23 protein-coding genes are annotated in these 23,603 nt (G+C 54.6%); 10 read left to right on the forward strand and 13 right to left on the reverse strand.

The window, feature by feature from the left end; all coding sequences use genetic code 11:
* Positions 1-149: 149 nt before the first annotated feature.
* Positions 150-695 (forward strand): ribosome biogenesis factor YjgA, encoded by a 546-nt coding sequence (gene yjgA, locus J2X14_RS18450; protein WP_352412635.1) that lies wholly within the window; start codon positions 150-152, stop codon positions 693-695.
* Between the two features lie 90 nt (positions 696-785).
* Here the strand turns inward: yjgA and mpl are convergent, their stop codons facing one another.
* The gene (gene mpl, locus J2X14_RS18455; protein ID WP_352412636.1) at positions 786-2,141 is read right to left on the reverse strand and encodes a UDP-N-acetylmuramate:L-alanyl-gamma-D-glutamyl-meso-diaminopimelate ligase; all 1,356 of its coding nucleotides are present in this window, start codon (positions 2,139-2,141) and stop codon (positions 786-788) included.
* Positions 2,142-2,309: 168 nt separating this feature from the next.
* Between mpl and fbp the strand changes: the two genes are divergently transcribed.
* The 4 genes from fbp (at position 2,310) to J2X14_RS18475 (ending at position 5,066) form a co-directional block, all read left to right on the forward strand.
* Complete coding sequence (fbp, locus tag J2X14_RS18460; protein WP_352412637.1) at positions 2,310-3,317, forward strand: class 1 fructose-bisphosphatase; 1,008 nt, start codon at positions 2,310-2,312, stop codon at positions 3,315-3,317.
* Positions 3,318-3,444: 127 nt separating this feature from the next.
* Entirely contained in the window at positions 3,445-3,894 is a 450-nt protein-coding gene (locus tag J2X14_RS18465; protein ID WP_352412638.1) for a DUF441 domain-containing protein, read from the forward strand.
* A 102-nt stretch (positions 3,895-3,996) separates the two neighbouring features.
* On the forward strand, positions 3,997-4,527 hold the full coding sequence (ppa, locus tag J2X14_RS18470) for an inorganic diphosphatase (RefSeq protein ID WP_352412639.1): 531 nt from the start codon (positions 3,997-3,999) through the stop codon (positions 4,525-4,527).
* A gap of 335 nt (positions 4,528-4,862) precedes the next feature.
* Positions 4,863-5,066 carry a tlde1 domain-containing protein gene (locus tag J2X14_RS18475; RefSeq protein ID WP_352412686.1) on the forward strand — a complete coding sequence of 68 codons (204 nt, stop codon included), beginning with the start codon at positions 4,863-4,865 and terminating at the stop codon, positions 5,064-5,066.
* Here the strand turns inward: J2X14_RS18475 and J2X14_RS18480 are convergent.
* The 3 genes from J2X14_RS18480 to tamA are packed head-to-tail and all read right to left on the reverse strand — an operon-like array spanning position 5,055 to position 10,920.
* Positions 5,055-5,411, reverse strand: coding sequence for a gamma-glutamylcyclotransferase family protein (locus J2X14_RS18480; protein WP_352412640.1), 357 nt, complete (start codon positions 5,409-5,411; stop codon positions 5,055-5,057). The two genes, J2X14_RS18475 and J2X14_RS18480, sit on opposite strands and share 12 nt — an antisense overlap.
* Before the next feature lie 2 nt (positions 5,412-5,413).
* Positions 5,414-9,184: an autotransporter assembly complex protein TamB gene (gene tamB, locus J2X14_RS18485; protein ID WP_352412641.1), complete on the reverse strand. Its 3,771-nt coding sequence runs from the start codon at positions 9,182-9,184 to the stop codon at positions 5,414-5,416.
* Positions 9,181-10,920: an autotransporter assembly complex protein TamA gene (gene tamA / locus J2X14_RS18490; protein ID WP_352412642.1), complete on the reverse strand. Its 1,740-nt coding sequence runs from the start codon at positions 10,918-10,920 to the stop codon at positions 9,181-9,183. Before tamA ends, tamB begins: the two co-directional genes overlap by 4 nt.
* A 505-nt stretch (positions 10,921-11,425) precedes the next feature.
* Here tamA and paeA point away from each other — a divergent pair.
* On the forward strand, positions 11,426-12,748 hold the full coding sequence (gene paeA / locus J2X14_RS18495) for a polyamine export protein PaeA (protein ID WP_249892368.1): 1,323 nt from the start codon (positions 11,426-11,428) through the stop codon (positions 12,746-12,748).
* Positions 12,749-12,831: 83 nt separating this feature from the next.
* Here paeA and J2X14_RS18500 read toward each other — a convergent pair whose 3' ends face one another.
* On the reverse strand, positions 12,832-13,038 hold the full coding sequence (locus J2X14_RS18500) for a DUF1107 domain-containing protein (protein ID WP_085069893.1): 207 nt from the start codon (positions 13,036-13,038) through the stop codon (positions 12,832-12,834).
* Between the two features lie 320 nt (positions 13,039-13,358).
* On the opposite strand from J2X14_RS18500, the gene J2X14_RS18505 reads away from it, so the two are divergent.
* Complete coding sequence (locus J2X14_RS18505) at positions 13,359-13,913, forward strand: YtfJ family protein (protein WP_352412643.1); 555 nt, start codon at positions 13,359-13,361, stop codon at positions 13,911-13,913.
* Between the two features lie 7 nt (positions 13,914-13,920).
* On the opposite strand, the gene cysQ is transcribed toward J2X14_RS18505, so the two are convergent.
* Positions 13,921-14,664, reverse strand: coding sequence for a 3'(2'),5'-bisphosphate nucleotidase CysQ (gene cysQ, locus J2X14_RS18510; RefSeq protein ID WP_352412644.1), 744 nt, complete (start codon positions 14,662-14,664; stop codon positions 13,921-13,923).
* Positions 14,665-14,992: 328 nt separating this feature from the next.
* Here cysQ and J2X14_RS18515 point away from each other — a divergent pair, with 328 nt between their 5' ends.
* Positions 14,993-16,933 carry a bifunctional 2',3'-cyclic-nucleotide 2'-phosphodiesterase/3'-nucleotidase gene (locus J2X14_RS18515; protein ID WP_352412645.1) on the forward strand — a complete coding sequence of 647 codons (1,941 nt, stop codon included), beginning with the start codon at positions 14,993-14,995 and terminating at the stop codon, positions 16,931-16,933.
* A 142-nt stretch (positions 16,934-17,075) separates the two neighbouring features.
* Here the strand turns inward: J2X14_RS18515 and J2X14_RS18520 are convergent, their stop codons facing one another.
* Together J2X14_RS18520 and bamJ are read right to left on the reverse strand one after the other, a co-directional pair.
* Positions 17,076-17,342: a hypothetical protein gene (locus tag J2X14_RS18520; protein WP_352412646.1), complete on the reverse strand. Its 267-nt coding sequence runs from the start codon at positions 17,340-17,342 to the stop codon at positions 17,076-17,078.
* A 247-nt stretch (positions 17,343-17,589) separates the two neighbouring features.
* A complete protein-coding gene (gene bamJ, locus J2X14_RS18525) occupies positions 17,590-18,210 on the reverse strand; it encodes a BamJ family beta-barrel-assembly machinery protein (protein ID WP_352412647.1) in 621 nt (206 codons plus the stop codon).
* A 215-nt stretch (positions 18,211-18,425) separates the two neighbouring features.
* On the opposite strand from bamJ, the gene J2X14_RS18530 reads away from it, so the two are divergent.
* Positions 18,426-18,974: a LysM-like peptidoglycan-binding domain-containing protein gene (locus J2X14_RS18530; RefSeq protein WP_352412648.1), complete on the forward strand. Its 549-nt coding sequence runs from the start codon at positions 18,426-18,428 to the stop codon at positions 18,972-18,974.
* A 76-nt stretch (positions 18,975-19,050) separates the two neighbouring features.
* Here the strand turns inward: J2X14_RS18530 and rplI are convergent, their stop codons facing one another.
* The 5 genes from rplI to yjfP all read right to left on the reverse strand — a co-directional run bounded on the left by rplI (position 19,051) and on the right by yjfP (position 21,448).
* Positions 19,051-19,500 (reverse strand): 50S ribosomal protein L9, encoded by a 450-nt coding sequence (gene rplI, locus J2X14_RS18535; RefSeq protein ID WP_352412649.1) that lies wholly within the window; start codon positions 19,498-19,500, stop codon positions 19,051-19,053.
* A 40-nt stretch (positions 19,501-19,540) separates the two neighbouring features.
* Positions 19,541-19,768, reverse strand: a complete 228-nt coding sequence (gene rpsR, locus J2X14_RS18540; protein ID WP_000135199.1) for a 30S ribosomal protein S18 — start codon at positions 19,766-19,768, stop codon at positions 19,541-19,543.
* A gap of 4 nt (positions 19,769-19,772) precedes the next feature.
* Entirely contained in the window at positions 19,773-20,090 is a 318-nt protein-coding gene (gene priB, locus J2X14_RS18545) for a primosomal replication protein N (protein ID WP_352412650.1), read from the reverse strand.
* Between the two features lie 6 nt (positions 20,091-20,096).
* A complete protein-coding gene (gene rpsF / locus J2X14_RS18550; protein ID WP_104958681.1) occupies positions 20,097-20,492 on the reverse strand; it encodes a 30S ribosomal protein S6 in 396 nt (131 codons plus the stop codon).
* A gap of 209 nt (positions 20,493-20,701) precedes the next feature.
* Complete coding sequence (gene yjfP, locus J2X14_RS18555; RefSeq protein ID WP_352412687.1) at positions 20,702-21,448, reverse strand: esterase; 747 nt, start codon at positions 21,446-21,448, stop codon at positions 20,702-20,704.
* 197 nt (positions 21,449-21,645) lie between these two features.
* On the opposite strand from yjfP, the gene J2X14_RS18560 reads away from it, so the two are divergent.
* Complete coding sequence (locus J2X14_RS18560; protein WP_352412651.1) at positions 21,646-23,577, forward strand: methyl-accepting chemotaxis protein; 1,932 nt, start codon at positions 21,646-21,648, stop codon at positions 23,575-23,577.
* Positions 23,578-23,603: the final 26 nt, after the last annotated feature.

Below are 23,603 nucleotides of genomic sequence, written 5' to 3' on the forward strand. Positions count from 1 at the left end.
ATGATGAGTACGGTCTGCCTCTGCTGGCCGCAGCCATTACAAGGCAACGCGCGAGTTGTATCCTTATCTGGAGTCTAACAGAGTCAGAGAACAATTTCGCAGTAGCCGCGTAACCTGATAGCATTAGCCTCTTTTTCAGGAGCCTGATAATGACGAAACACCCCGAAGAGTGGCTCGACGACGTACCCGATAATCAAGAAGAAGAAGATGAAGAGATTATCTGGGTCAGTAAGAGTGAGATTAAACGTGATGCCGAGGAGCTAAAACGCCTGGGCGCGGAGATGGTTGAGCTGGGGAAAAACTCCCTTGATCGCCTGCCGCTGGATGAAGAGCTGCGCGACGCGATCGAGCTGGCGCAGCGCATTAAAAAAGAGGGCCGCCGCCGTCAGCTACAGCTGATTGGCAAACTGCTGCGCGCGCGCGATCCCGATCCGATCTACCAGGCGCTGGATAAGCTGAAAAACCGGCATAATCAGCAGGTTGCGCTGTTCCACAAGCTGGAAGCGATGCGCGATCGTCTGGTGGAACAGGGCGATGATGCGATGGCTGAGGTGCTGAACCTCTATCCCCATGCCGACCGCCAGCAGCTGCGCAGCATGATCCGCAATGCGCAAAAAGAAAAGGCCGCCAACAAGCCGCCGAAGTCCTATCGCCAGATCTTCCAGTATCTGCGCGAACTGGCTGAAACCGCTTAAGTTGTTGCCTGCAGTAACCGCGCTACGCTCTCTAACCTGAGCGTAGCGCGGGCTTTTCACGTCCGCCGCGCTTGCGCGCGCCATCAAGCGTTACTTCGCTAAGCGATCCAGCAGTTTCTGATGAATCCCACCAAAACCGCCGTTACTCATCACCAGGATGGTATCGCCCGGATGCGCATGTTTGGCAATCAGCTCCACCAGCGCATCGATATCGGCGCTCCAGAACGCGGGCTGAATACAGGCATCCGCCACTTCCGCTACCTGCCAGGGGATATGGTGCGGCTGGAACAGAAACACCTCATCGGCACGGGCAAGCGCTGGCGCAAGATCGTCTTTGCTGACGCCCAGCTTCATGGTGTTGGAGCGCGGCTCCAGTACGGCAAGAATGCGGGCGGTGCCGCCCACTTTGCTGCGCAGCGCAGCCAGCGTCGCCACTATCGCGGTAGGATGATGGGCAAAGTCGTCGTAGACGTTAATGCCGTTGGCCTCGCCGCGCAGCTCGAGGCGGCGGCGCGCATTGATAAACGCATCCAGCGCGCGTCCGGCATCGTCCGGTTTCACGCCAACGTGACGCGCGGCGGCAATCGCCATCAGGCCGTTATGCATGTTGTGTTCGCCCACCAGCGACCAGTTCACTTCCGCGACGCGTTCGCCATCCAGCCAGGCTTCCCAGCGAGAGGCGTCCGGCGTCAGTTTTTTCGCCTGCCAGTGGCCGTTTTCGCCGACCGTTTCCTGCTCGCTCCAGCAGCCCATCGCCATTACCTGTTTCAGGTTGGTATCGTGCTCCGGCAGCAGAATTTTGCCCTGCCCCGGCACGATACGCACCAGATGATGGAACTGTTTCTGAATGGCGCGCAGGTCGTCAAAAATATCGGCGTGATCGAATTCGAGGTTATTCAGAATCAACGTGCGCGGGCAATAATGCACAAACTTGGAGCGTTTATCGAAAAAGGCGCAGTCATACTCGTCAGCTTCGATCACGAAGAATGGGCTTTTTCCTAAAGTTGCGGATACTGAGAAATTTCCCGGCACGCCACCGATAACAAACCCCGGTTCCAGCCCGCAGGCCTGTAAAATCCACGCTGTCATGCCTGCGGTGGTGGTTTTACCATGGGTGCCCGCCACGGCGATCACCCAACGGTCGCGCAGGACAAAATCATGCAGCCACTGCGGCCCTGACATATAGGGAATATTGCGCTCCAGCACCGCTTCCACACAGGCGTTGCCGCGCGTCATCGCATTGCCGATAATCACTAAATCAGGCGTCGGATCGAGCTGACTGGCATCGTAACCCTGAATCAAATCAATGCCTTGATTCTCCAGCAGCACGCTCATGGGCGGATAAACGTTGGCGTCAGAGCCGGTAACTTCATGGCCCATCGCACGCGCCAGCATCGCCAGCCCGCCCATAAAAGTGCCACAGATACCAAGGATATGAATACGCATAAAAGATCCGTTTTCGAAAAGTTTCGGGGCACAGTGTAGCGCCGAGCGGCGCGGGAAGAAACGGATTTGACCTATGGTCTTTGCGCTTCATTCCGTTAAACTGCGATGGCATACGTTGCAGCTTTGTACCCTATGCTGCCACTCCATCGTAGATTCAGGGATTGTGTTATGAAAACATTAGGCGAATTCATCGTCGAGAAGCAACACGACTTTCCGCATGCCACAGGTGAACTGACGGCGCTGATCTCCGCTATTAAGCTCGGCGCTAAAATTATCCACCGCGATATTAATAAAGCCGGGCTGGTTGATATTCTGGGCGCCAGCGGCGTGGAAAACGTTCAGGGCGAGCAGCAGATGAAGCTCGACCTGTTCGCTAATGAAAAACTGAAAGCGGCGTTAAAAGCGCGCGGCATCGTAGCCGGTATCGCATCGGAAGAAGAGGACGAAATCGTTATCTTCGAAGGCGTGGAAAACGGTAAATACGTGGTGTTAATGGACCCGCTGGATGGCTCGTCGAATATCGATGTTAACGTCTCGGTCGGCACGATTTTCTCTATTTATCGCCGCGTGACGCCGCCTGGCACGCCGGTTACCGAAGCAGACTTTATGCAGCCGGGTAATAAGCAGGTTGCTGCTGGTTATGTGGTTTATGGCTCATCAACCATGCTGGTTTACACCACCGGCTGCGGCGTTCATGCCTTTACTTACGATCCGTCGCTGGGAGTATTCTGCCTGAGCCAGGAACGCATGATGTTCCCGGAGCAGGGCTACACCTACTCCATTAACGAAGGCAACTATATTCGTTTCCCGCAGGGCGTGAAGAAATACCTGAAGTTCTGTCAGGAAGAGGATAAAGCGACGCATCGTCCTTATACCTCGCGCTATATCGGCTCGCTGGTGGCGGATTTCCACCGCAACCTGCTGAAGGGCGGCATCTACCTTTATCCTAGCACCGCCAGCCATCCTACCGGTAAGCTGCGCCTGCTGTATGAGTGCAACCCGATGGCCTTTCTCGCCGAGCAGGCTGGCGGCAAAGCCAGCGACGGGGAAAACCGTATCCTCGATCTGCAGCCGGAAGCGTTGCATCAGCGTTGCCCGTTCTTTGTCGGCAATAACGCGATGGTCGATGACGTAGAGCGCTTTATTCGCGAATACCCGGACAATCATCAGGCTTAAGCGATAAACGAGGCTGCCCGCGCTGCTGGCGGCCTTTTTTGCCTACAGAAAGTGCTGCCCTGAAAACCGAAAAAGCCAAATCCTTGTTATAGTGACTTTTCTTTGTTGCCTGCTCAGGGAGCGTCCAATGACGGCTTTTGCCTCAATAGTTATTTTGCTGGTTCTTGGTGGATTGAGTTTATTGGTTCATAACACCGCCGTGACGATCTCTGTCGCCGCGCTGCTGGTGATTAAATTAACGCCGCTGGCGCAATTCTTTCCCTATATAGAAAAACAGGGGCTGACCCTCGGGATCATTATTCTGACCATTGGCGTGCTGTCGCCGCTGGTTAGCGGCTCGCTGCCGGTCAGTACGCTGCTGAAATCTTTTCTCGATTGGAAATCGCTGCTGGCAATTGCCGTCGGCATCCTGGTTTCCTGGCTGGGCGGGCGCGGCGTGGCGTTGATGAGCAGCCAGCCCACCATTGTCGGCGGCCTGTTGATCGGCACCATTATCGGCGTTTCCCTGTTTCGCGGCGTGCCGGTCGGCCCGCTGATCGCCGCCGGACTGGTTTCGCTGTTTATTTTCAATAAATAACCACGGCTGGAGCATTCCGAAAGCGGAAAAAGGGGGCATACTTTCATTGTCAGTTGGCTATAATAGCCGTCACTCAACTTATGACGAATGAAGGAAAGCGAGATGAGTTTGAACCTGGTTCCTGCCGGTAAAGACCTGCCAGAAGATATCTATGTCGTTATCGAGATCCCGGCGAATGCCGATCCGATCAAATATGAAGTCGATAAAGAGTCTGGCGCGCTGTTTGTTGACCGCTTTATGTCAACGGCCATGTTCTATCCGTGCAACTACGGTTATATCAACCACACGCTGTCCCTGGACGGTGACCCGGTTGACGTTCTGGTGCCGACGCCGTATCCGCTGCAGCCGGGTTCAGTAATTCGCTGCCGTCCGGTTGGCGTACTGAAAATGACCGACGAATCGGGCGAAGATGCGAAGCTGGTTGCCGTACCGCACACCAAGCTTTCTAAAGAATACGATCACATTAAAGATGTGAACGATCTGCCGGAACTGCTGCGCGCCCAGATTACCCATTTCTTTGAGCACTACAAAGATCTGGAAAAAGGCAAGTGGGTGAAAGTTGACGGTTGGGATAACGCAGAAGCGGCGAAAGAAGAGATCCGTACCTCTTTCGAACGTGCAGCGAAGAAGTAATGCCCATCGGGTGAGCGGTTTCTCACCATGATGACCAAAAAACACCGCCTCTAAAGGGCGGTGTTTTTTTTATGGGCCGCGTTGAGCATCTCCTGGCGGCCAAAGGCCGTTTGCGCTCAATCTGACTGAGCCTGTCTCTGCTGACGGTTTTTTGACGGCATTAGCAGAATTTGATGATTAAATGGCCCTATTGTTGGGGCTGGAGCAGGACTAATTAAATTATTCTGATGCTTAATTCCTACTACAGGCAGTCGTTAACGATGCCTTTGCAAGGAAGATTCACCCTTAACGACGCAGATTATTCACCGTTAATGTTCTACGGAGTGGGAACGTTTATGGCTTTCTCTGGCCGCGGTGCTTATAAAAACCGGGGTGGCTGCGCAATAATTCCTAACGAAGGGCCTATACCGCCGGGAAAATACTGGGTTGTTGATCGTCCGAGTGGCGGCGGTTTCGGATCATGGGCACATGCAGTAGTTAAAGATACATTTAATAAAAATAAGGCCACCTCCAAAGGAGGTGGCCTTTTATTCACCTGATGACGCCTCATCCCGTTGCAGCCAGTCGCCGCTGGGGATATGAGTCAATCCTGCTACCGAACGTTGATAAACATACAGCCAGGCGCTGCCGTACGGCGTCTGAATCAGCTGGCGTTTATACTCCCCGCCGCGGGTTCGAAGCGCGTCCAACTCACCTAACGTACTGGCATCAATCCGATAAACTTCACCATACACGGAGCCTTCACCCGGCACGACGCCCGGGTAAAGGCCTATGTTGTAAAGATCGTAGCCGACGATCTGATGATCGCCGAGCCACTGCGCGTTAGTCATCCAGTGACTGTTTCCCTGTTTGCGCCGTAAACTGCCATAGACAATTATTCGCATTGCTAAAACTCAAACTGATAGAGCAAATCGAGTGCCTGGTCAACGCCGGACACCGCTTCTAAATAAAGCTTAGGCATCAGGCGATAACGCAACGTTAACGTCGCCAGTGAATCGAAGATACCTACACCATATTTTACTTGTAGACCCGGCAGCACATAACCGCTGACCTGCACCTGCTGGCTATCGCCAACACCGGCGGTGTCAAGGGCCAGATTGCTAACGCCAAAGGTCTCGCCGATTTTACCCACAATTTGACCACTTTGCGCAACCCCTAAACCAACAAGGGCAGAAGTCAGTGCGTTACTGTCGCCGTCAGCGTCCAGTCCCTGCCCGCGCAACAGGTAAGAGAGCGCCTCCTGCTGCGACATCGCCGGATCGGAGAAAATTTCCGCTTTCGGCTCGTCCGCCAGCCCGGTGACGCGCAACCCGGCGGTGACATCATCTTCGGTCGCTTCCGGATTACGAATCGCTTCCAGATTGATATAAGGCTGATCCGGCGGACCGGCGAACTGCAGCTCGCCTTTACGCACCAGCAGATCCTGCCCGTAGGCATGGAAGCGGCCGGACGGAATATTGATCTGACCATTCAGCCCCAGGCCGCGCTTATCCTGTACCAGCTTGAGATCGCCGTTCAGCTTCGCCTTCAGGCCAAAGGCGCTGAGGCGCACATCATCGCCGACATGAATAATCAGGTTGCTGTTGATTGGGATAGCCGCCGTTTGCGGCGCGATCGGTTGCAGGTTTTCATCCAGCAGCACCTCGTCAGAAGAGACGCCAGCCGCGCTCTCAGGCACTTCCTGAACCGTAATCCGCGCCCATGGCACATCCACCTTACCATCCAGCGTAAAGGCAGCGGGCGAAGCATCGAATGTCAGATCGGGCGAGACATCCATCCGCACCATCGGCGGAACGGTGACGCGTACGCGATCGCCGCGAGCGGCAATATGCGCGCGCCAGTTATCCAGCTGGCTCCAGTCGGCGTTGCCATCAAGGTTAATCTGCCCGCGTGCAGTTTGGATCAGGCCTTCCAGCGTTGAGCTCATGCCGTTAAACACCATGCTCAGGTTGGCGCTGGTGAGGTCAACCGGCATAAAGCTGCCTTCCACATCGACATTACGCAAACCCAACTGACCATAAACCAACGGCTTTTGCAGATCCCCACCAAGACGCAGGTTGCTGTTAAGCATTCCGGCGACCTGCTCGCCGCGCATTAGCGCCGGGTTGAGCAGCGCCAGCGACAGGTTGTTGATGTTGATATTACCGGAGAGCGTGCGCCGGTTTTGCGGATCGCTTACCTGTACCTTACCGTCAAACTGCCCGTTATTGGCAATGCGCAGCAGCCACTCCAGCTGCGCCTGGCCGTCGCGCAGGGCGGCATTGAGGTTCAGGGTATCGAAGGCGATGGGCAGCGCGTTGCCCTGCACATCCTGGGTAACCTTAACGCCATTGCCTTTCAGCGCTACTCGTCCGGTAGGCAGCGCGCCGTCGCTGTGCCAGCTCACATCGGCATCGCCGTTGAATACGCCCACCAGCTGCGTCTCTGCTGGCAGGAAAGGCTTGATCATTGCCAGATCGAAGCGATTTAGCGTTACGCGCGCATGGCCGTCCGGCCCCGCCTCAATCGGCTGCGGCACGCACAGCTGCGCATTCGGATTGCGCCAGCAGTGCGCGCCAATGGTCGCGGTTTGTTGCGCGTTGTGATAATCGATAGCGATGGCGCGGGTTAAACGCCATTCACCGACCGGCGTATCGAAGAAGGTGTTATTCAGCGTGCCCTGCCAGCGCTGCTGCTGGCGATCGAAACTGCCGTTTAATGCCAGCTGGCCGGAGACCGGATCGCCGTTAACATTAAGCTTCAGCTGGTGTTTCTGCTCGTTGCCGTCGGCATTGAGCGTCAGCTGATTAATCGCCAGCGCCGCCTGCTTCAGACGATCAACCCGCAGCTGTAGCTTACCGGCGACCTGGTCGCTGGATTTCACGTCGCCATCCAGCCGTACGCGCGCGATGGTCAGCTCCTGCCAGCGCAGGTTAGTGGCGGTGACATCAGCCAGCAGCTGCGGCGCCTGTAGCGTGCCACGCGCTTTGATGGTGCCTTTCGCCACGCCGCCAAGGCCGGGCAGCGCATTATCCAGATGCGGCGCATCAATGTTGGCGTCCAGGTTAAGCGCATCGCCCAGCTCACCTTTCAGATCAACATTGTTGCGCCCCAGCACCAGCTTAATGCCGGGAATATTCCACTGATTGTAGCTGTTGCCATACAGCGTGCCCTGTGCGGAAACCGCATTCTGCCTTACCTTGCCGCGTAACTGCAGCTCCGGTACGCGCATCTGCCAGCTGCCGCCGTACAGGCTGCCGCGCGTGGTGATTTTACCCTCCAGCGTGGCGGGCCAGTCGGGATAGTCCCGCGCGGTGTTGATGCCGTTCAGCGTCAGTTCGCTGCGCCAGCTAATCGCCTTGCTCCAGTCCACCAGCCCGCTGAGATCGGCATGGCCCTGCAACGCTGATAAACGCAGTTTATCGAGGCTGAACTGTTCAACGTTGCCCTTGCCATCCAGCGCCAGATCGGCAGGCGGAATCGCCTCCCCTTTCAACGCGGTACGCAGCGACATCACATAGTCGGTGGCCTTGCCGCTGAAGCTGAAATCCAGGTTATCTGCCTGATATTGCGTTGCGCCGCTTAGCGGCCAGCGCAGCTGCGGGCTGGTCAGTTTTAACTGTAACGGCAGGCCAACGGTAGCCAGCTCGGTTTGTCCGCTGAGCTGCGCATTGAGCGGGCCGGAGAGATTAACGCTCAGCTGTAACTGCTGACGCATGGCACCGCCAAGCGTCATTTTGATCTTCTCGCCCTTCAGCGGCTCGACGTTTAACGCGCCGTTCAGATTAAGGTCTACCGGCCAGTCGCCGGCCAGCTGCGCCTGCCCGCTGGCGTTAAGCTGCCCCTGCGGCGAATCGATATCCAGCGTTTGCAGCTGTAACAGGCGATCCTGCGTTTTTGCCTTGAGCAGCAACCGGTTTATCGCCAGATCGGTATCGCCGGTGATGCGTAGCTGCTCGCCGACGATCTCCTGCACCTCAATATCCAGCGGCAGACGGAAATCGGGCATCGCGGGCAGCAGCGGCTGTTCGAACATCGCCTTCAGCGTTTCGCCCAGCGGCTTCTCTTGCGGCTGCGGCTGCTGAACCTTCGGCTGCACCACCTGTTCATCGGCAACCTGCGCCGCCTTCGGCAGCGCGATCAGCAGGCTTTGAATACGCGTTGGGGTTAGGGTAAGCGCCCGCTCCTGCCAGTGCAGACCGGTGGAGAAATCGAGCAGGGAAACCGCCGTATTATCAATTTTGAGATTGATATTGTGCAGGCTGAGATGACGCAGCGTAATCGGATATGGCGTGCTGATTTCCCCGCTGCCGCTCTCTTCTTCCGGCGGCGGCGCGCTGGCAGGCGTCATTTCGCTGCTGTCGACCACCACGTTAAGATCTTTCAGCCCCAGGTCGTTCACGCAGAACGCGGAATTTTTCAGGCAGCCCAGCTGCACCGCCAGATGAAACTCACCGGCGTTTACCGTGACGCCAGGCATTTCATACTTCACGCCTTTTAGCGTCAGATTACGCCAGCCGCCGTCCACCTGCTGGATAGATAGCCCCGGCACCCAGCGCGCAGCGCCGTTCAACAACAGATGCAGGCCGGGCGTGGTGCCAACCAGCAGCAACAGGCCGCCCAACAGCACCGCTAAAAAGATCAAAATGCCAATCAGGACCTTTTTCCATAGCTTCATAATTCAGGCCCCAGTCCGATGTAAAACTGCAATCCGTGTTCCTCTTTATCGCCAATCGGCCGCGCCAGATCGAACTTAATGGGTCCGACCGGTGAAGCCCAACGTACGCCGATACCGGCGCCGGTTTTAAAGTTGCTTTGCTTGATATCATTCACCGCTTCGCCGGAATCCACGAATACCGCGCCCCACCACTTGCCGGTCACGTTGTATTGATACTCCAGCGAGCCGGTCGCCAGTTTCGACGCACCGGTGAGTTTGTCGTCATCATCGCGCGGCGAGATGCCTTTATATTTGTAACCGCGAATGCTGCGATCGCCACCGGCGAAAAAGCGCAGATCCGGCGGGACTTTTTCAAAGTCGTTGGTTTCAATCCAGCCGAGGTTGCCGCGCACCACAAAGCGATGCCGATCCGCCAGCGTGCGGATCCAGACGTTTTGCGCCTGTAACACCAGGAAATCGACATCCGAACCCCAGGTGGTATCAGAAATATCTACCGAATAGCGTTGCGAGTCGCCCCAGGTGGGCATTAACCCGCCGCGCGAGCGGGTACGGTTAACGCTGACGCCAGGATAGATCAGCATAGTGGTATTGGTTACGTTCGCCTGGGTAAAGTGATCCAGGCTCCAGCGCAGGTTAATGGCTTTCTGCCAGCCGGAGCTGTTATCCCAGTAGCGCGACAGCGCCAGCGTGGTGGAATCCGCTTTGGTATCGTTCAGATCGGTACGTTTCAGGCCGCCCTGAATCAAATAATATTGTTCCAGCGGATTTTTCAGCAGCGGCACCTTATAGCTAAAATCAAGCTGCTGCTCCGGGGCGGAGATGTTGGCGCTGGTAGCCAGACTGTGCCCGCGCGAGTTCACCCACGGCTTACGCCAGGTGGTTTTCAGACGCGGCCCGACATCGGTTGAGTAGCCGATCCCGGTTTCGATAGTATTTTCAGTGCGCGGCGAAACCACGCCGCTCAGCGGCAGAATTTTATCCGGCGTGGTTTTATCAAATTCCGGCGCGACCACCACTGAATTAAACCAGCCGGTCGCTGATAAGCGTCGGTTTAGCTCGGCCAGGTCGCGCGAGCTGTAATAATCGCCCTCGTGGAACGGCACCAGGTTTTGCAGATATTCATCGCGAATCTGCGAGCCTTCAAAGGTGACGTCGCCAAAGCGATAGCGTTTACCGCTGTCATAATCGAGATCCCAGAACGCTTCACGTCGCTTAACGGAGACGCCCAACTGACTTTTCTTAAAGTCGCCGTCAAAATAGCCGTTGCGCAGCGCCAGGTTGGTAAAGCCCTTTTTAAAGCTTTCATATTTACCATGGTTAAGAATGGTGCCGTTTTCAGGCCGCCCCTCTTTTACCCACTGCTGATACTCTGCGTCATTACGCGCATCGCCGCGCAGAATAATCGTGCTGCCAGCAATTTTTACCGGCTCGCCTGCTGAAACGCGCGCAATCAGTACCGGCCTGCCGCCGTTTGCCGGTGCGGGACGGCTTTCAAAATCGATATCGGGTTCGTAATAACCCAGCGCGTGCAGCCCCTCTTCGATAGCGGTTTTAACGCGCGCGCGGAAACGACCGTCGGCGGTGACTTCGTCGGTATCGATCGTAGAGAGCCGCGCCCTGACGTTTTTTTGTAGATCCCCGGTTAACCCTTCAAGCTGTAAGCGAAGGCTTGCGGCCTGCGCGCCAGGCGCGGCCACCAGCAAACAAGCAATACAATAGAGATGAAATCGTGGCACGCTTACTCCTGTTAATGTTGCCGAATCCCCCCTTTTCCCGGGGATAAATAACATCGCGAACCAACAGGCGCTAATGGCGACGTCGAGTTTGGTTAACAGCATAGCTTTCATCCTGCCGTTGCGGCTATGCGTTCGACAGATAAAAAAGTGAAGTTAAAGCAAATTTGGCCGTTATTGTCGATAAAGCCGCGCTGCGTTACAACCAACAATGCTGATTCCGTGCGCGATGACGGTGCATATTACTGTTTTTCCGCGCGGTAAATGTCCGTCTATTTATTAAACAAGCGGGCGCAGTAACAGCGCTGGCGGGCTGAGCAGAGCTACTGCTATAATCTCAGCGGTCGCTTCTGCGGCTATTATCATCCCTTTCTGCCCCGACCTGCGTGTCGAACCGGCGCAGACATTTTTGGCACGGATAGCTCAGCATAACGGAAAGTCGCAGTGATGCCGCATCGCGCGTTGCCCAGGCCAAAAATGACAAGTATCAAAAACCAACGGAATCTTTATGTTAGATAGCTTGCTTGTCATACTCGTGTTGATTGCAATCAGCGCCTTCTTTTCTTTGTCAGAAATCTCGCTGGCCGCCGCGCGTAAAATTAAACTCAAACTGCTGGCCGATGATGGCAATATCAACGCGCAGCGCGTGTTGAAAATGCAGGAAACGCCAGGGATGTTTTTTACCGTGGTGCAAATTGGCCTGAACGCCGTCGCCATTCTTGGCGGTATCGTCGGCGACTCTGCTTTCTCTCCCTCATTTAAAACGCTGTTCGATGGCCTGGTTTCGCCTGAGCTGGCGGAGCAGCTGAGCTTTATCTGTTCTTTCACCCTGGTGACCAGCCTGTTTATTCTGTTTGCCGACCTGACGCCAAAACGTATCGGGATGATCTCGCCGGAAGCGATCGCGCTACGCATTATTAATCCGATGCGCTTCTGCCTGCTGCTGTTCCGCCCGATGGTCTGGTTCTTTAACGGCATGGCAAATATGATTTTCCGCCTGTTTAAAATCCCGATGGTGCGTAAAGACGATATCACCTCTGATGATATTTATGCGGTGGTGGAGGCGGGTGCGCTGGCGGGCGTGCTGCGCAAGCAGGAGCATGAACTGATTGAGAATGTGTTCGAGCTGGAATCACGTACGGTGCCCTCTTCGATGACCTCGCGTGAAAACATTATCTGGTTCGATCTGCATGAAGAAGAGAGCAGCCTGAAAGAGAAGATTGCGCTGCATCCGCACTCAAAGTTTTTGGTCTGTAATGGCGATATTGACCATATCGTCGGCTACGTCGATTCAAAAGAGCTGCTGCTGCGCGTGCTGGGTAATCAGAGCATGGCGCTGAACAGCGGTTTGCAGATTCGCTCGGCGCTGATTGTGCCGGATACCCTGACGCTTTCCGAGGCGCTGGAAAGCTTCAAAACCGCCGGGGAAGATTTCGCGGTGATCATGAACGAATATGCGCTGGTGGTCGGTATTATTACGCTGAACGACGTGATGACCACGCTGATGGGCGACCTGGTCGGCCAGGGGCTGGAAGAGCAGATCGTTGCGCGTGATGAAAACTCATGGCTGGTAGAGGGCGGCACGCCTATTGATGACGTGATGCGCGTGTTGGATATTAATGAGTTCCCGCAGTCCGGCAATTATGAAACCATCGGCGGTTTTATGATGTATATGCTGCGCAAAATTCCAAAACGTACCGATTTTGTTAAGTTCGCGGGCTATAAGTTCGAAGTGGTCGATATTGACAGTTATCGCATCGATCAGCTGTTGGTTACGCGTATTGATGAGCGCCCGGCAAGCCTGACGATAAGTAAAGAAGTGGAAGAGTAAGAAAGGCTGCATATCGGGTCTGGCGGTTTAGCTGATTGCCGCCGCCAGACAGCACAAGGGCGCGTTAATCGCGCCCTTTTCGTTTACTGATATTCGGCCTGCAGTCGAAGCACCTGGCGGTTCACTTCCGACATCACGCTAAAATGCTGTTTATCCTTAACGCGCGGCACGAGGATTTTGCCTTTATCGAACTCGAACGCGCCGACATCCTTGATATAAATCCTTCCTTTAAACAGTGTTTTAACGTATTTCGCGATCTGGAAAGGATTGTAACGCTGAAAAATTTTCATCTTGCTTTAAACTCCTAAAAATTAATACGCTTCGCCGTTGCCAAAATCGGTACGAGCTCATGAAGCGCAAAGTGCCGATAGAACTATAGAACATCGTCCGTTTCCTGTGTTCCTAAAATTAATCTTTTTTACTGATTTTACAGATCATTACAGGACACTCTGTTAATACCCTCATATAAGACAGTATAAACCTACTGCCAAAACGAATTTGTGCAGTCTACCGCAAAGCTGGCAGGTCAATGAGACAGCAGCATAATGGCTGCTTATTATTGCAAAAACATGACCGGGTGGTCTGATCAGCTGCTGATGTGGAGAAAATAATGAAACCTGCCTCGCTCGCCCTTGTATTCAGCCTGCTGCTGCCTTTTACCAGCAGCGCCCACGACTTCGTCAACGGCCAGCGCGTTGCGCCGGTAGGCATCAGTGATAAAGGAGAACTTAACTATCAACAGGATAAGTTTAGCTATCGGGCGTGGAATAGCGCGCAGCTGCCTGGTAAAGTGCGCGTGCTGCAACATATTGCCGGGCGTTCATCGGCAAAAGAGAAAAACGCCGCGCTGGTGGAGGCGATAAAGCAGGCGCATCTGCCGCAGGAACGCTATCAAACCACCACCATCGTCAATACGGATGACGCCATTCCCGGTACCGGCATGTTTGTACGCAGCAGCATTGAAAGTAATAAGAAACAGTATCCCTGGTCGCAGTTTATTGTTGACAGTAACGGCGCGGCGAAAAGCGCCTGGCAGCTGGAAGATGGCGGCTCCGCCGTGGTGGTATTGGATAAAACGGGTCGGGTACGCTTTGCCAAAGATGGCGCGCTGACGGCGCAAGAGACGCAGCAGGTTATCGCCCTGCTGCATCAGTTGCTTAAATAAAGCCGATTTAAAAAATAGAAACGCGGAAGCCTGGATTTAAGAAAGATTCGCGCGCCGTATAATCCAGCGGGCGTCCTTTCCAGTCATGAACGTGGGCACCTGCGGCTAAAGCGACCGCATGACCGGCGGCAGTATCCCAGCTGTTGGTCGGCCCGAAGCGCGGATAGAGCTGCGCCTTGCCTTCCGCCACCAGGCAAAATTTAAGCGAAGAGCCAATCGCCACCGTTTGATGCTCGCCCAGCTGATGCAGATATTCCGTTAGCTCATCGCCATCCTGATGAGAGCGGCTGACAACCACCAGCGGCGGGCGCGCATCGCGAATTTTAATCTGCGTTTTCTGCCCGCCCTCTTCTTTCCACGCTTTACCTTCCGCAGCGGAATACATCACTCCCAGCACCGGCGCATAGACTACGCCAAGCACCGGTTTGCCCTGATCGATCAGCGCGATGTTCACGGTGAACTCGCCGTTACGCTTAATAAACTCTTTGGTGCCGTCCAGCGGATCGACCAGCCAGTAGCGCGACCAGTGCTGACGCACCTCAAAGGCGGGCGGATCTTCTTCCGACACCACCGGCACGTCAGGCGTAAGCTGCTGCAACCCGCGCATAATGATGCCGTGCGCGGCAATATCAGCAGTGGTTACAGGGGAATCGTCAGTTTTGTGAGAAACGTCGAGCGGCGCCTCGCCATCGTAAACGTTCATAATGGCGTCGCCCGCTTCGCGCGCCAGCTGGCAGATTTGCTCTAACATTTTTCACCTCTTTGTCGATGACCGAAGTAAGCCAGACTACAACGCCGTGACTTACGATGATTGATCATGCTGTTTAATCATAGCAGCTGGCGCTCAGATGCCACGGTAAGCGGCTGCCAGCCGTTCGCGTTTGCGGATTGTTTAGTTATCAATAGCATAATTCACGCCTTACTGTCATTACCTGCCCCAGCACGCGCATTTTCTCTTCTGGCCGCCTGTTTTGGATAAAGCATTATTTATCGGTTATGGCTCACAAATTCGTGCGATGAAATGTAACGTTTGCCGGTTAATTTGAGAAGTTTGTAGCGCTTACTTTTCAGGAGGAAAAATGATTAAGGGTACTGCGCTTTTGGTGATGGCAACGGCTTCGCTTCCGATCTGCGCTGCGACGGTGGATTTTCGCATTATGGAAACCACCGATCTGCACAGCAATATGATGGATTTCGATTACTACAAAGATAAACCCAGCGATAAATTCGGCCTGGTACGTACCGCGACGCTGATTGCGGCGGCACGCGCGGAGGTCAAAAACAGCGTGCTGGTCGATAACGGCGACGTCATCCAGGGTAGCCCGCTGGGCGATTATATGGCCGCGAAGGGGCTGAAACAGGGTGAGACGCATCCGGTTTACCAGGCGATGAATACGCTGGATTACCGCGTCGGCAATTTGGGCAACCATGAATTTAACTACGGGCTGGATTATCTGCAGAAGGCGCTGGCAGGCGCGCATTTTCCCTATATCAACGCCAACATTATCGATGCGGCCACCGGCAAACCGCGCTTTACGCCCTGGCTGATCAAGCCGGAAAAGGTCACCGGACGCGACGGGAAAACCTACACGCTTAATGTCGGCTATATCGGCTTTGTGCCTCCGCAGATTATGGTCTGGGATCGGGTGAATCTACAGGGAAAAGTCACGGTTGATGATATAACCGAAACCGCCCGGCGCTGGGTGCCGGTGATGCGTCAGCAAGGCGCAGATGTGGTGATTGCCGTGGCGCACTCTGGTTTATCGAGCGAGCCTTATCATGCGCTGGCTGAAAACTCGGTGTGGTATCTCAGCAAGGTGCCGGGCATTGACGCAATTATGTTTGGTCATGCGCATGCCGTCTTCCCAGGCGCTGAGTTTGCCGCCATTCCTGGCGCAGATATCAAACAAGGTACGCTCAACGGCGTGCCTGCGGTGATGCCGGGCATGTGGGGCGATCACCTGGGCGTGGTGGATCTCACGCTTAATAACGATCAGGGTAAGTGGAAAGTTACGCAGGCGCGCGCCGAAGCGCGCCCCATCTATGATAAGACGGCGCAAAAGTCGCTGGCGCAGGAGGAAAGCTCGCTGGTTAAGGTGCTGGCCGACGCGCATCGCGCCACGCGGGATTTTGTCGCGCAGCCCATCGGTAAATCGGCAGACGTGATGTACAGCTATCTGTCGCTGGTGCAGGACGATCCCACCGTGCAAATCGTCAATAATGCGCAGCGCGCTTACGTTGAGCATTTCATTCAGGGCGATCCCGATTTAGCGACTATTCCGGTGCTGTCTGCCGCCGCGCCTTTTAAAGCGGGCGGACGTAAAAACGATCCGGCCAGCTATGTGGAAGTGGAAAAGGGCCAGCTCACGTTTCGTAACGCCGCCGACCTTTACCTTTATCCCAATACGCTGGTGGCGATGAAAGTAAACGGCGAACAGGTAAAACAGTGGCTGGAATGCTCTGCCGGTCAGTTTAATCAGATTGATCCGCAACAGCGACAGCCGCAGCCGCTGATTAACTGGAACTACCGCACCTATAATTTTGACGTGATTGATGGCGTCAATTATCAGATCGATGTGACGCAGCCTGCGCGCTATGACGAAGAGTGTCAGCTTATTCATCCACAGGCCTCGCGCATTAAAAACCTCACCTGGCAGGGGAAACCGATTAAACCCGACGCGACCTTCCTGGTGGCGACCAATAACTATCGCGCCTGGGGCGGTAAGTTTGCCGGTACTGGAGAAAAATATGTCGCTTTCTCCTCACCGGATGAGAATCGCTCGATCGTTTCGGCCTGGATTAGCGCGCAAACCAAGGCCGAAGGTGAGGTGCATCCGCAGGCGGATAATAACTGGCGGCTGGCGCCCATTGAAAGCGCGGTTCCGCTGGATATTCGCTTTGAAACGTCTCCCTCGTCAAAAGCGGCAGATTTTATTGCCCATTATGGCCGTTATCCGCTGAGCTATATCAGTCAGGATGAAAATGGTTTTGCCATTTATCGCATCAATCTGCAAAAATAGTAAAAAAGCCAGCGTGCGCTGGCTTTTCATTATTATTTTCAGCCGAACGGTGCAAATAATTTAATGGCTACCTTATCAAATAAAAAATACGCTATCTGGTTAACGCACTGGCGGCGCAATTACCAGGCGAGTCCTGGCAGCATTATTTATTGCCGAACAGCTGTTTAATGGCGCTGATCCCATTGTCAACAATGCTGACGACGCCGTTGCCGATATCGGTAATCGCCCCGCCAATATTCAGGCCGAGAAGCTTGCCGATGCCCATTCCCAACAGTGTGCCTGCTTCTGTTGCATTCGTTACCAGGCCGCCCAGCGCGGTACCTTTATCGACAACGCTACCGATAGCGGCACCAATTTCCGCACCGATATTATCAAACAAGCCAAAAAAACCACCAGAAATTTGTTCCATTTCCTTATCATTTAGCTGACGCATAATAGTCCTTTTTTATGGGGGGTTGATTTAATGAGCCATACTATTAAAGCAATCAGAGTATAGTGAAAATCAATTTAATAACGCAACAGGCGGGCAATCAGAATAACGACACATATCAATAAGAAAAAATGAAAAAGAAAATTATTTATAACGAAAACTGTCGCCTGATAAAAAAGGGCAAGGCATTAATTCGCCCTGCCCGGTTATTATTTAAATAAAACGCTTAGATAATATCTAATAATTCTACTTCAAATACCAGCGTACTGAATGGCGGAATCGACGCGCCTGCGCCACGCTCGCCGTAGGCCAAATTATGCGGAATGGTCAGTTCCCATTTGGAACCTACCGGCATCAGCGTCAACGCTTCAATCCAACCGGCAATCACGCCGCTTACCGGGAATTCTGCCGGTTCACCACGCGCAACGGAACTGTCAAATACCGTGCCGTCGATCAGCTTACCGGTATAGTGAACGCGGACGTGATCCTGACGCGAAGGAATCGCACCGGTGCCCTGGTTAATGACGCGGAACTGTAGCCCTGATTCCGTGCTGTTCACCCCTTCACGCTGCGCGTTTTCCTGCAGGTAGGTCTGACCTTCCGCCGCCATCGCCTGCTGACGCTCACGACGCACCGCGTCGGCACGCTCATGCACTTCGCGCAGCGCGCGATGCACCACATCAACCGGCACCGCAGGCGCATTCCCTTCCAGCGCATCACGCAGGCCCGCTACCATCGCTTCCGGCAGTAATCCCTGCAGGCCAGAGTCCAGCAGCTGCTGCCCGACCTGCAAACCAATACCGTAACTCGCCTGCGCTTCAAGACTATCAAAAGAAGGGGTCGTCATATTTTATCCTTTCACCAATAAATCAAAAGAGGAGCAGCATAGCAGCCTGCGTTGCAGGGGTAAAATCTGCATTCTTCCCATGACTTTTTGTAATGAAAAGGAAACAATAACGCTATCGCAATTTTTATAATCCAGACAGGCACTTTGCGTCTTTTTTGCCCATACTGCATCCAGGAGAGCAACCGTGACGCGCACAAGGTGCCGGAGGTAACATTATGCAAAAGGATACTCATTCTGGCATCCGTTTATGGCTGAGCCGTCTTTGGCATCTGCCGGATGGTATTAGCTGGATGCAGCCGCTGCCGCCCGCGCACCGACGCGGCATTATTCTGGCGCTTATCGTGTTGCTGCTGGCGTTTCTCTGGCCCTCCCCGACGCCGCGCAACAGTGAGCCGCGCCCGGCTGGCGTTAATGAGGGTAAAGAGGTGCCGCTGCAGGCAGAGATTTACGATAACCCGCCAGCAACGCAGCCCGTGCAACCTTCATCCCCAACGCAGGATAAAGACCAGTGGCGCAGTTACCAGATCGCCTCTGGCCAAACGCTGGCTCAGCTGTTTCGTGATAACAATTTACAGGTGAACGATGTTTTCGCGATGGCGCGCGTGGAAGGTGATGATAAGCCGCTAAGCAACCTGGAGAGCGGACAACAGGTAAAAATTCGGCAGGATAATAATGGCGTGGTGACAGGGCTTACGGTAGAGGGCGAAAACGGCCCGGTGCTGTTTACCCGCCAGCCGGATGGCTCTTTTTTGCGTGCGCAATAAATAACGCCGCAGCAGAGCAGAAAATAAAAACAAAAATGCCGGCCCAGGGCCGGCATTTTCATGTTACTGAAAAAACTTACTCAGCAACTACGTTCACGTTCAGCTTAGCAAACACTTCGCTGTGAACCTGGAAGCTCACTTCGTGTTCACCAGTGGTACGCAGAACGCCGTTCGGCATGCGAACTTCGCTCTTAGCCACTTCAACGCCAGCTGCAGTTACAGCGTCAGCGATGTCGCGGGTACCGATAGAACCAAACAGTTTGCCTTCGTCACCCGCTTTAGAAGCGATGGTCACGGTGCCCAGTGCGTTGATGCTTTCAGCACGAGCGTTGGCTGCTGCCAGAACGTCAGCCAGTTTGGCTTCCAGTTCAGCACGGCGAGTTTCGAAGAACTCAACGTTTTTCTTGGTTGCCGGGACAGCTTTGCCCTGCGGAACCAGGAAGTTACGAGCATAGCCCGCTTTAACGTTAACCTGATCGCCCAGGCCGCCCAGGTTTGCTACTTTATCAAGCAGAATAACTTGCATTACCTTATCCTCTCAAAGTCGATAATTGGACAGTGGCCGATTACTGATGACGATCAGTATACGGCAGCAAAGACAGGTAGCGCGCGCGCTTGATAGCACGAGCCAGCTGACGCTGGTATTTAGCGCGAGTACCGGTGATACGGCTCGGTACAATCTTACCGCTTTCAGTGATGTAGTTTTTCAGCGTAGCGATATCTTTGTAGTCGATCTCTTGAACGCCTTCCGCGGTGAAACGGCAGAACTTGCGACGACGGAAATAACGTGCCATTTGGCTAGTCTCCAGAATCTATCAATTCAATCTGCTCGGCATGCAGCACAATTTTACTGAGGCCATTGCGCCCTTGATGGCTACAAATAAAGCCCTCAATAGTAAGCTGCGTGCCGACCGTTATATGTTGAGTAATCACCTGATGCGTCTGGCCGCTAATAATCACGGGCATACGGCACCAGGCCTGCCGGAAGAATCCGGCCTCTTCCTGCTGCGAGCGATGCTCAAGCACCAGCTGGCAGTGTGGAATCCCTGACGGACTTATTTTTTGCAACGGAGCCCGACACACAGTGCCAGACAAACGCAGCCGGTTCGCCGTCACGGTCGATTACTCTTCAGAATCCCCGGCATCTGCATCGTCAGAGGTTTCGTTAGCGAAATCTTCACGACGCTCACGGCGCTCGTCTTTCGCTTTAACCATCGGAGATGCTTCGGTTACGGCGTTTTTGGTACGCATAACCATGCTGCGGATAACGGCGTCGTTGAAGCGGAAGTTAGTTTCCAGCTCATCGATCACTTCCTGCGGCGCTTCAACGTTCAGCAGAACGTAATGCGCTTTGTGCAGTTTGTTGATCGGGTAAGCCAGCTGACGGCGACCCCAGTCTTCCAGACGGTGAATCTTACCTTCTGCACCAGTGATGGCACCAGTGTAGCGCTCGATCATGCCCGGAACCTGTTCGCTCTGGTCAGGATGAACCATAAAGACGATTTCGTAATGACGCATCGAATTTGCTCCTTACGGATTATTCAGCCTCCTGTCAGGGTCAGCCGTGGCCCATGGAAGCAAGGAACGTTTTAAGTGTACGGCTGAAAAATTGACGCGTAATCATACTGGCCTGGCGGGGGAAACTCAAGCGGGAATCACAGAAAAAACGCGCCGGGCCGGGGCGGCAATCCATCGCGGCCTCTGCCCTGCGCGCTTCACGTTTAGGATCAACAGGATGCGAAAAAATCCACCAGCGCGCCCACTGCCTGCGGCGTGATTTTATGTCCAACGCCTGGCTCGGTGAGCCAGGTTAGCTGCCGATCGCGCTGTGCGTTGGATAGCGCCTGAACCAAACGCTGCGTTTCAGCGGCCGGAACGACGTCATCCGCTTCGCCATGCCACAAGAGCAGCGGGCGATCCGCCAGTCGGGCCAACTGCTGACTGGGATCGTATGCAGCAAGAGGCGCCAACCGACGCGCCAGCTCCGCCTGCTCAGCGGGCGTTGTCGCCTGTAGCGGCGGAAACAGCGTCTGGCTTAGCGACATAAAGTAGCCCGATCCCATCAAACAGGCGACGCGATTGATCTGCGGATAGCGCGCCATCGCGCCCAGCGCGGTCATGCCGCCCATCGACGCGCCCGCCACGCCGAAGCGCCCTTCGGCAATCAGCCCCTGCGCGCGCAGCGCGGTTTCCAGCTGCGGCAGCTCATCAATATTGCGGCGCAAAATATCCCAGAAATGGGCCAGCCGGTGCGCGCTATCGCCACGATAGCGGGAGCCATGCTCATCGGCATCCGGCATGATCACGCGCCAGCCTGCCTGCGCCAGCGCCACGGCGGCCCAGGCGTAAACCTCTTTGGAAGAGAGATAACCGTGCCAGAACACCACCGTGGGCAAAGCAGCCTTGCGCAGCCCGGCGGGCGCCGCGTGCAGACATTCAATGTTGCTAAACGATTCGGTCACGATATCGATCATGTTGCCCGCAACTTTTTGTTCTGCCATCGCTTTCACCTTCTCCGTGTTTAAAAAATAGCCTTTGATTATAGGGTATTACGCCAGCGCTTTATTGGCTGTGAAAAAAAAGATCCTTTTCCTTGCGGTTTGTAGGGTAAAAATCCGCCGTTTTTGGCCGTTTAACGAGATCCCAGAATATTATCTAAAGGTAAAACTTTATGAAGCGTCTCTCACTCAGCCGCGCCAGTTTGGGCGTTAAGCTGTCTGTCATGACTTCTTTGAGCGTGGCCGTACTTTTTTTCATCCTCACGCTCGCTTTAAGCAATAACGCAGCAAAACAGCTCCAGGATCTCACGCTGGAAAATATGCAAAACCAGGTCGCAGGAATCGGCGATATGGCCGGTATGTTTAACGCTACGCTCAGCGAAGAAGTGGCAAACTATACCAACCTGTTTCAAAGCTTCCTGCCTAAAGCGTTCAGCCGTGATGAAAGCGCGCGCGTTGCCGTCGGCGCGTTTTCCACGCCAACCTTACGCGCTGGATTAAAAACGCTGAACCTGGATGAAAGCACGGTCGATGACTTTTTAACGCGTACCGGCGCTATTTCCACGATTTTCGTGCGCGACGGCGATAACTATGTGCGTATCGCGACTTCTCTGCTGAAAGAAGACGGCACGCGCGCCATGGGCACGCAGCTCGATCCGAAAAGCCCGGCTTTCGCTCAGGTGAGTAAAGGCGAAGCGTATCGCGGCCTCGCGGCGCTGTTTGGCAAACGCTACATCACCCAATACCAGCCGGTGAAAGATGCCAGCGGGACGGTGGTCGGCATTCTGTTTGTTGGCGTGGAGATCGGCAAGCAGGTGGCGCTGATGCGCGATAAAGTGCTGGATAAATCCTTTAGCGATACCGGCCGCTTTATGGTGATGAACGGCGCAGCAGGCAATGCATTCGGCAGCTGGCTGTTCCATCCGCAGGAAGAAGGCAAAAAGGCGAGCTGGTCGCCGGACGTGATGCAACAGCTCACTACAAAGCAAAGCGGCACGCTGGAAACGATCCAGCATGGCGAACCGCGTATTCTTGCCTGGCAGCGTCTGCCTGGCTGGGACTGGATCATTCTTGGCGATGTGGATAAAACCAGCCTGCTGGCACCGATCACCTCTGCGCGTAATACCTTCCTGCTGCTGGGTCTGGGTCTGGTGGTGCTGTTTGCCGTGGGCTTTGTCTGGGTTACCCGCCGCTGGGTCAGCGTACCGCTACAGCAGGTGATTCATCTGGCTGAGCAATATGCGGATGGCAACCTGCAGGCAACGCTGCAAACCGAGCGCAAAGATGAAGTGGGCCAGCTGATTACCGCCATTAACGGCATCGGCGACGGGCTGGAACGTATCGTTTCTCAGGTGCGCAGCGCCGCGCAGGATATCAGCCAGGGCACCGACGCGATTGCCGTCAGCAGTGAAAATATCAGCGAACAGATTACCCGTCAGGCCAGCAGCGTCGAAGAGACCTCCGCCAGTATGGAACAGCTGGGCGCAACCGTTGGACAGAATGCGGAAAACGTCGCGCAGGCGCTGCAATTAGTCGCCGAAGCCGCCAGCGCGGTGCAGCAAGGCGGTGAAACGGTCGCGCATTCGGTTAATACCATGTCGGCGATTAAAGTCTCCTCGCAGAGCATTGCGGATATTACCCATGTGATTGAATCGATCGCTTTCCAGACCAACATCCTGGCGCTTAACGCGGCGGTAGAAGCCGCACGCGCGGGCGAACATGGCAAAGGCTTTGCGGTGGTGGCGGCGGAAGTTCGTGCGCTGGCAAGCCGTAGCGCGCAGGCTGCGAAAGAGATCGATGGGCTGATTACCACCTCCATCGGTAATGTGAATCAGGGTCATACGCTCTCTGAGAAAACGCGCAGCGCGATGGAAAATATCGTCACCCGCATTGAGCAGGTGAAAGCGCTGATGGGTGAAATCAATATCGCGTCTCAGGAGCAGTCCGCCGGTATCGGTCAGGTTAATATTGCCATGACGCAGATTGGCCAGGCGACGCATCAGAATACCGAGCTGGTAGCGCAGTCAGAAGATACCGCCCATGAGCTGAGCAAAAAGGGGCATCACTTAACCGAGCTGGTGAGTGTTTTCACCCTGAAAGGCTAACGGAACAGTGGGGATCGCATACACTT

The organism is Mixta sp. BE291 (assembly GCF_031457955.1).
Lineage (GTDB): Bacteria > Pseudomonadota > Gammaproteobacteria > Enterobacterales > Enterobacteriaceae > Mixta.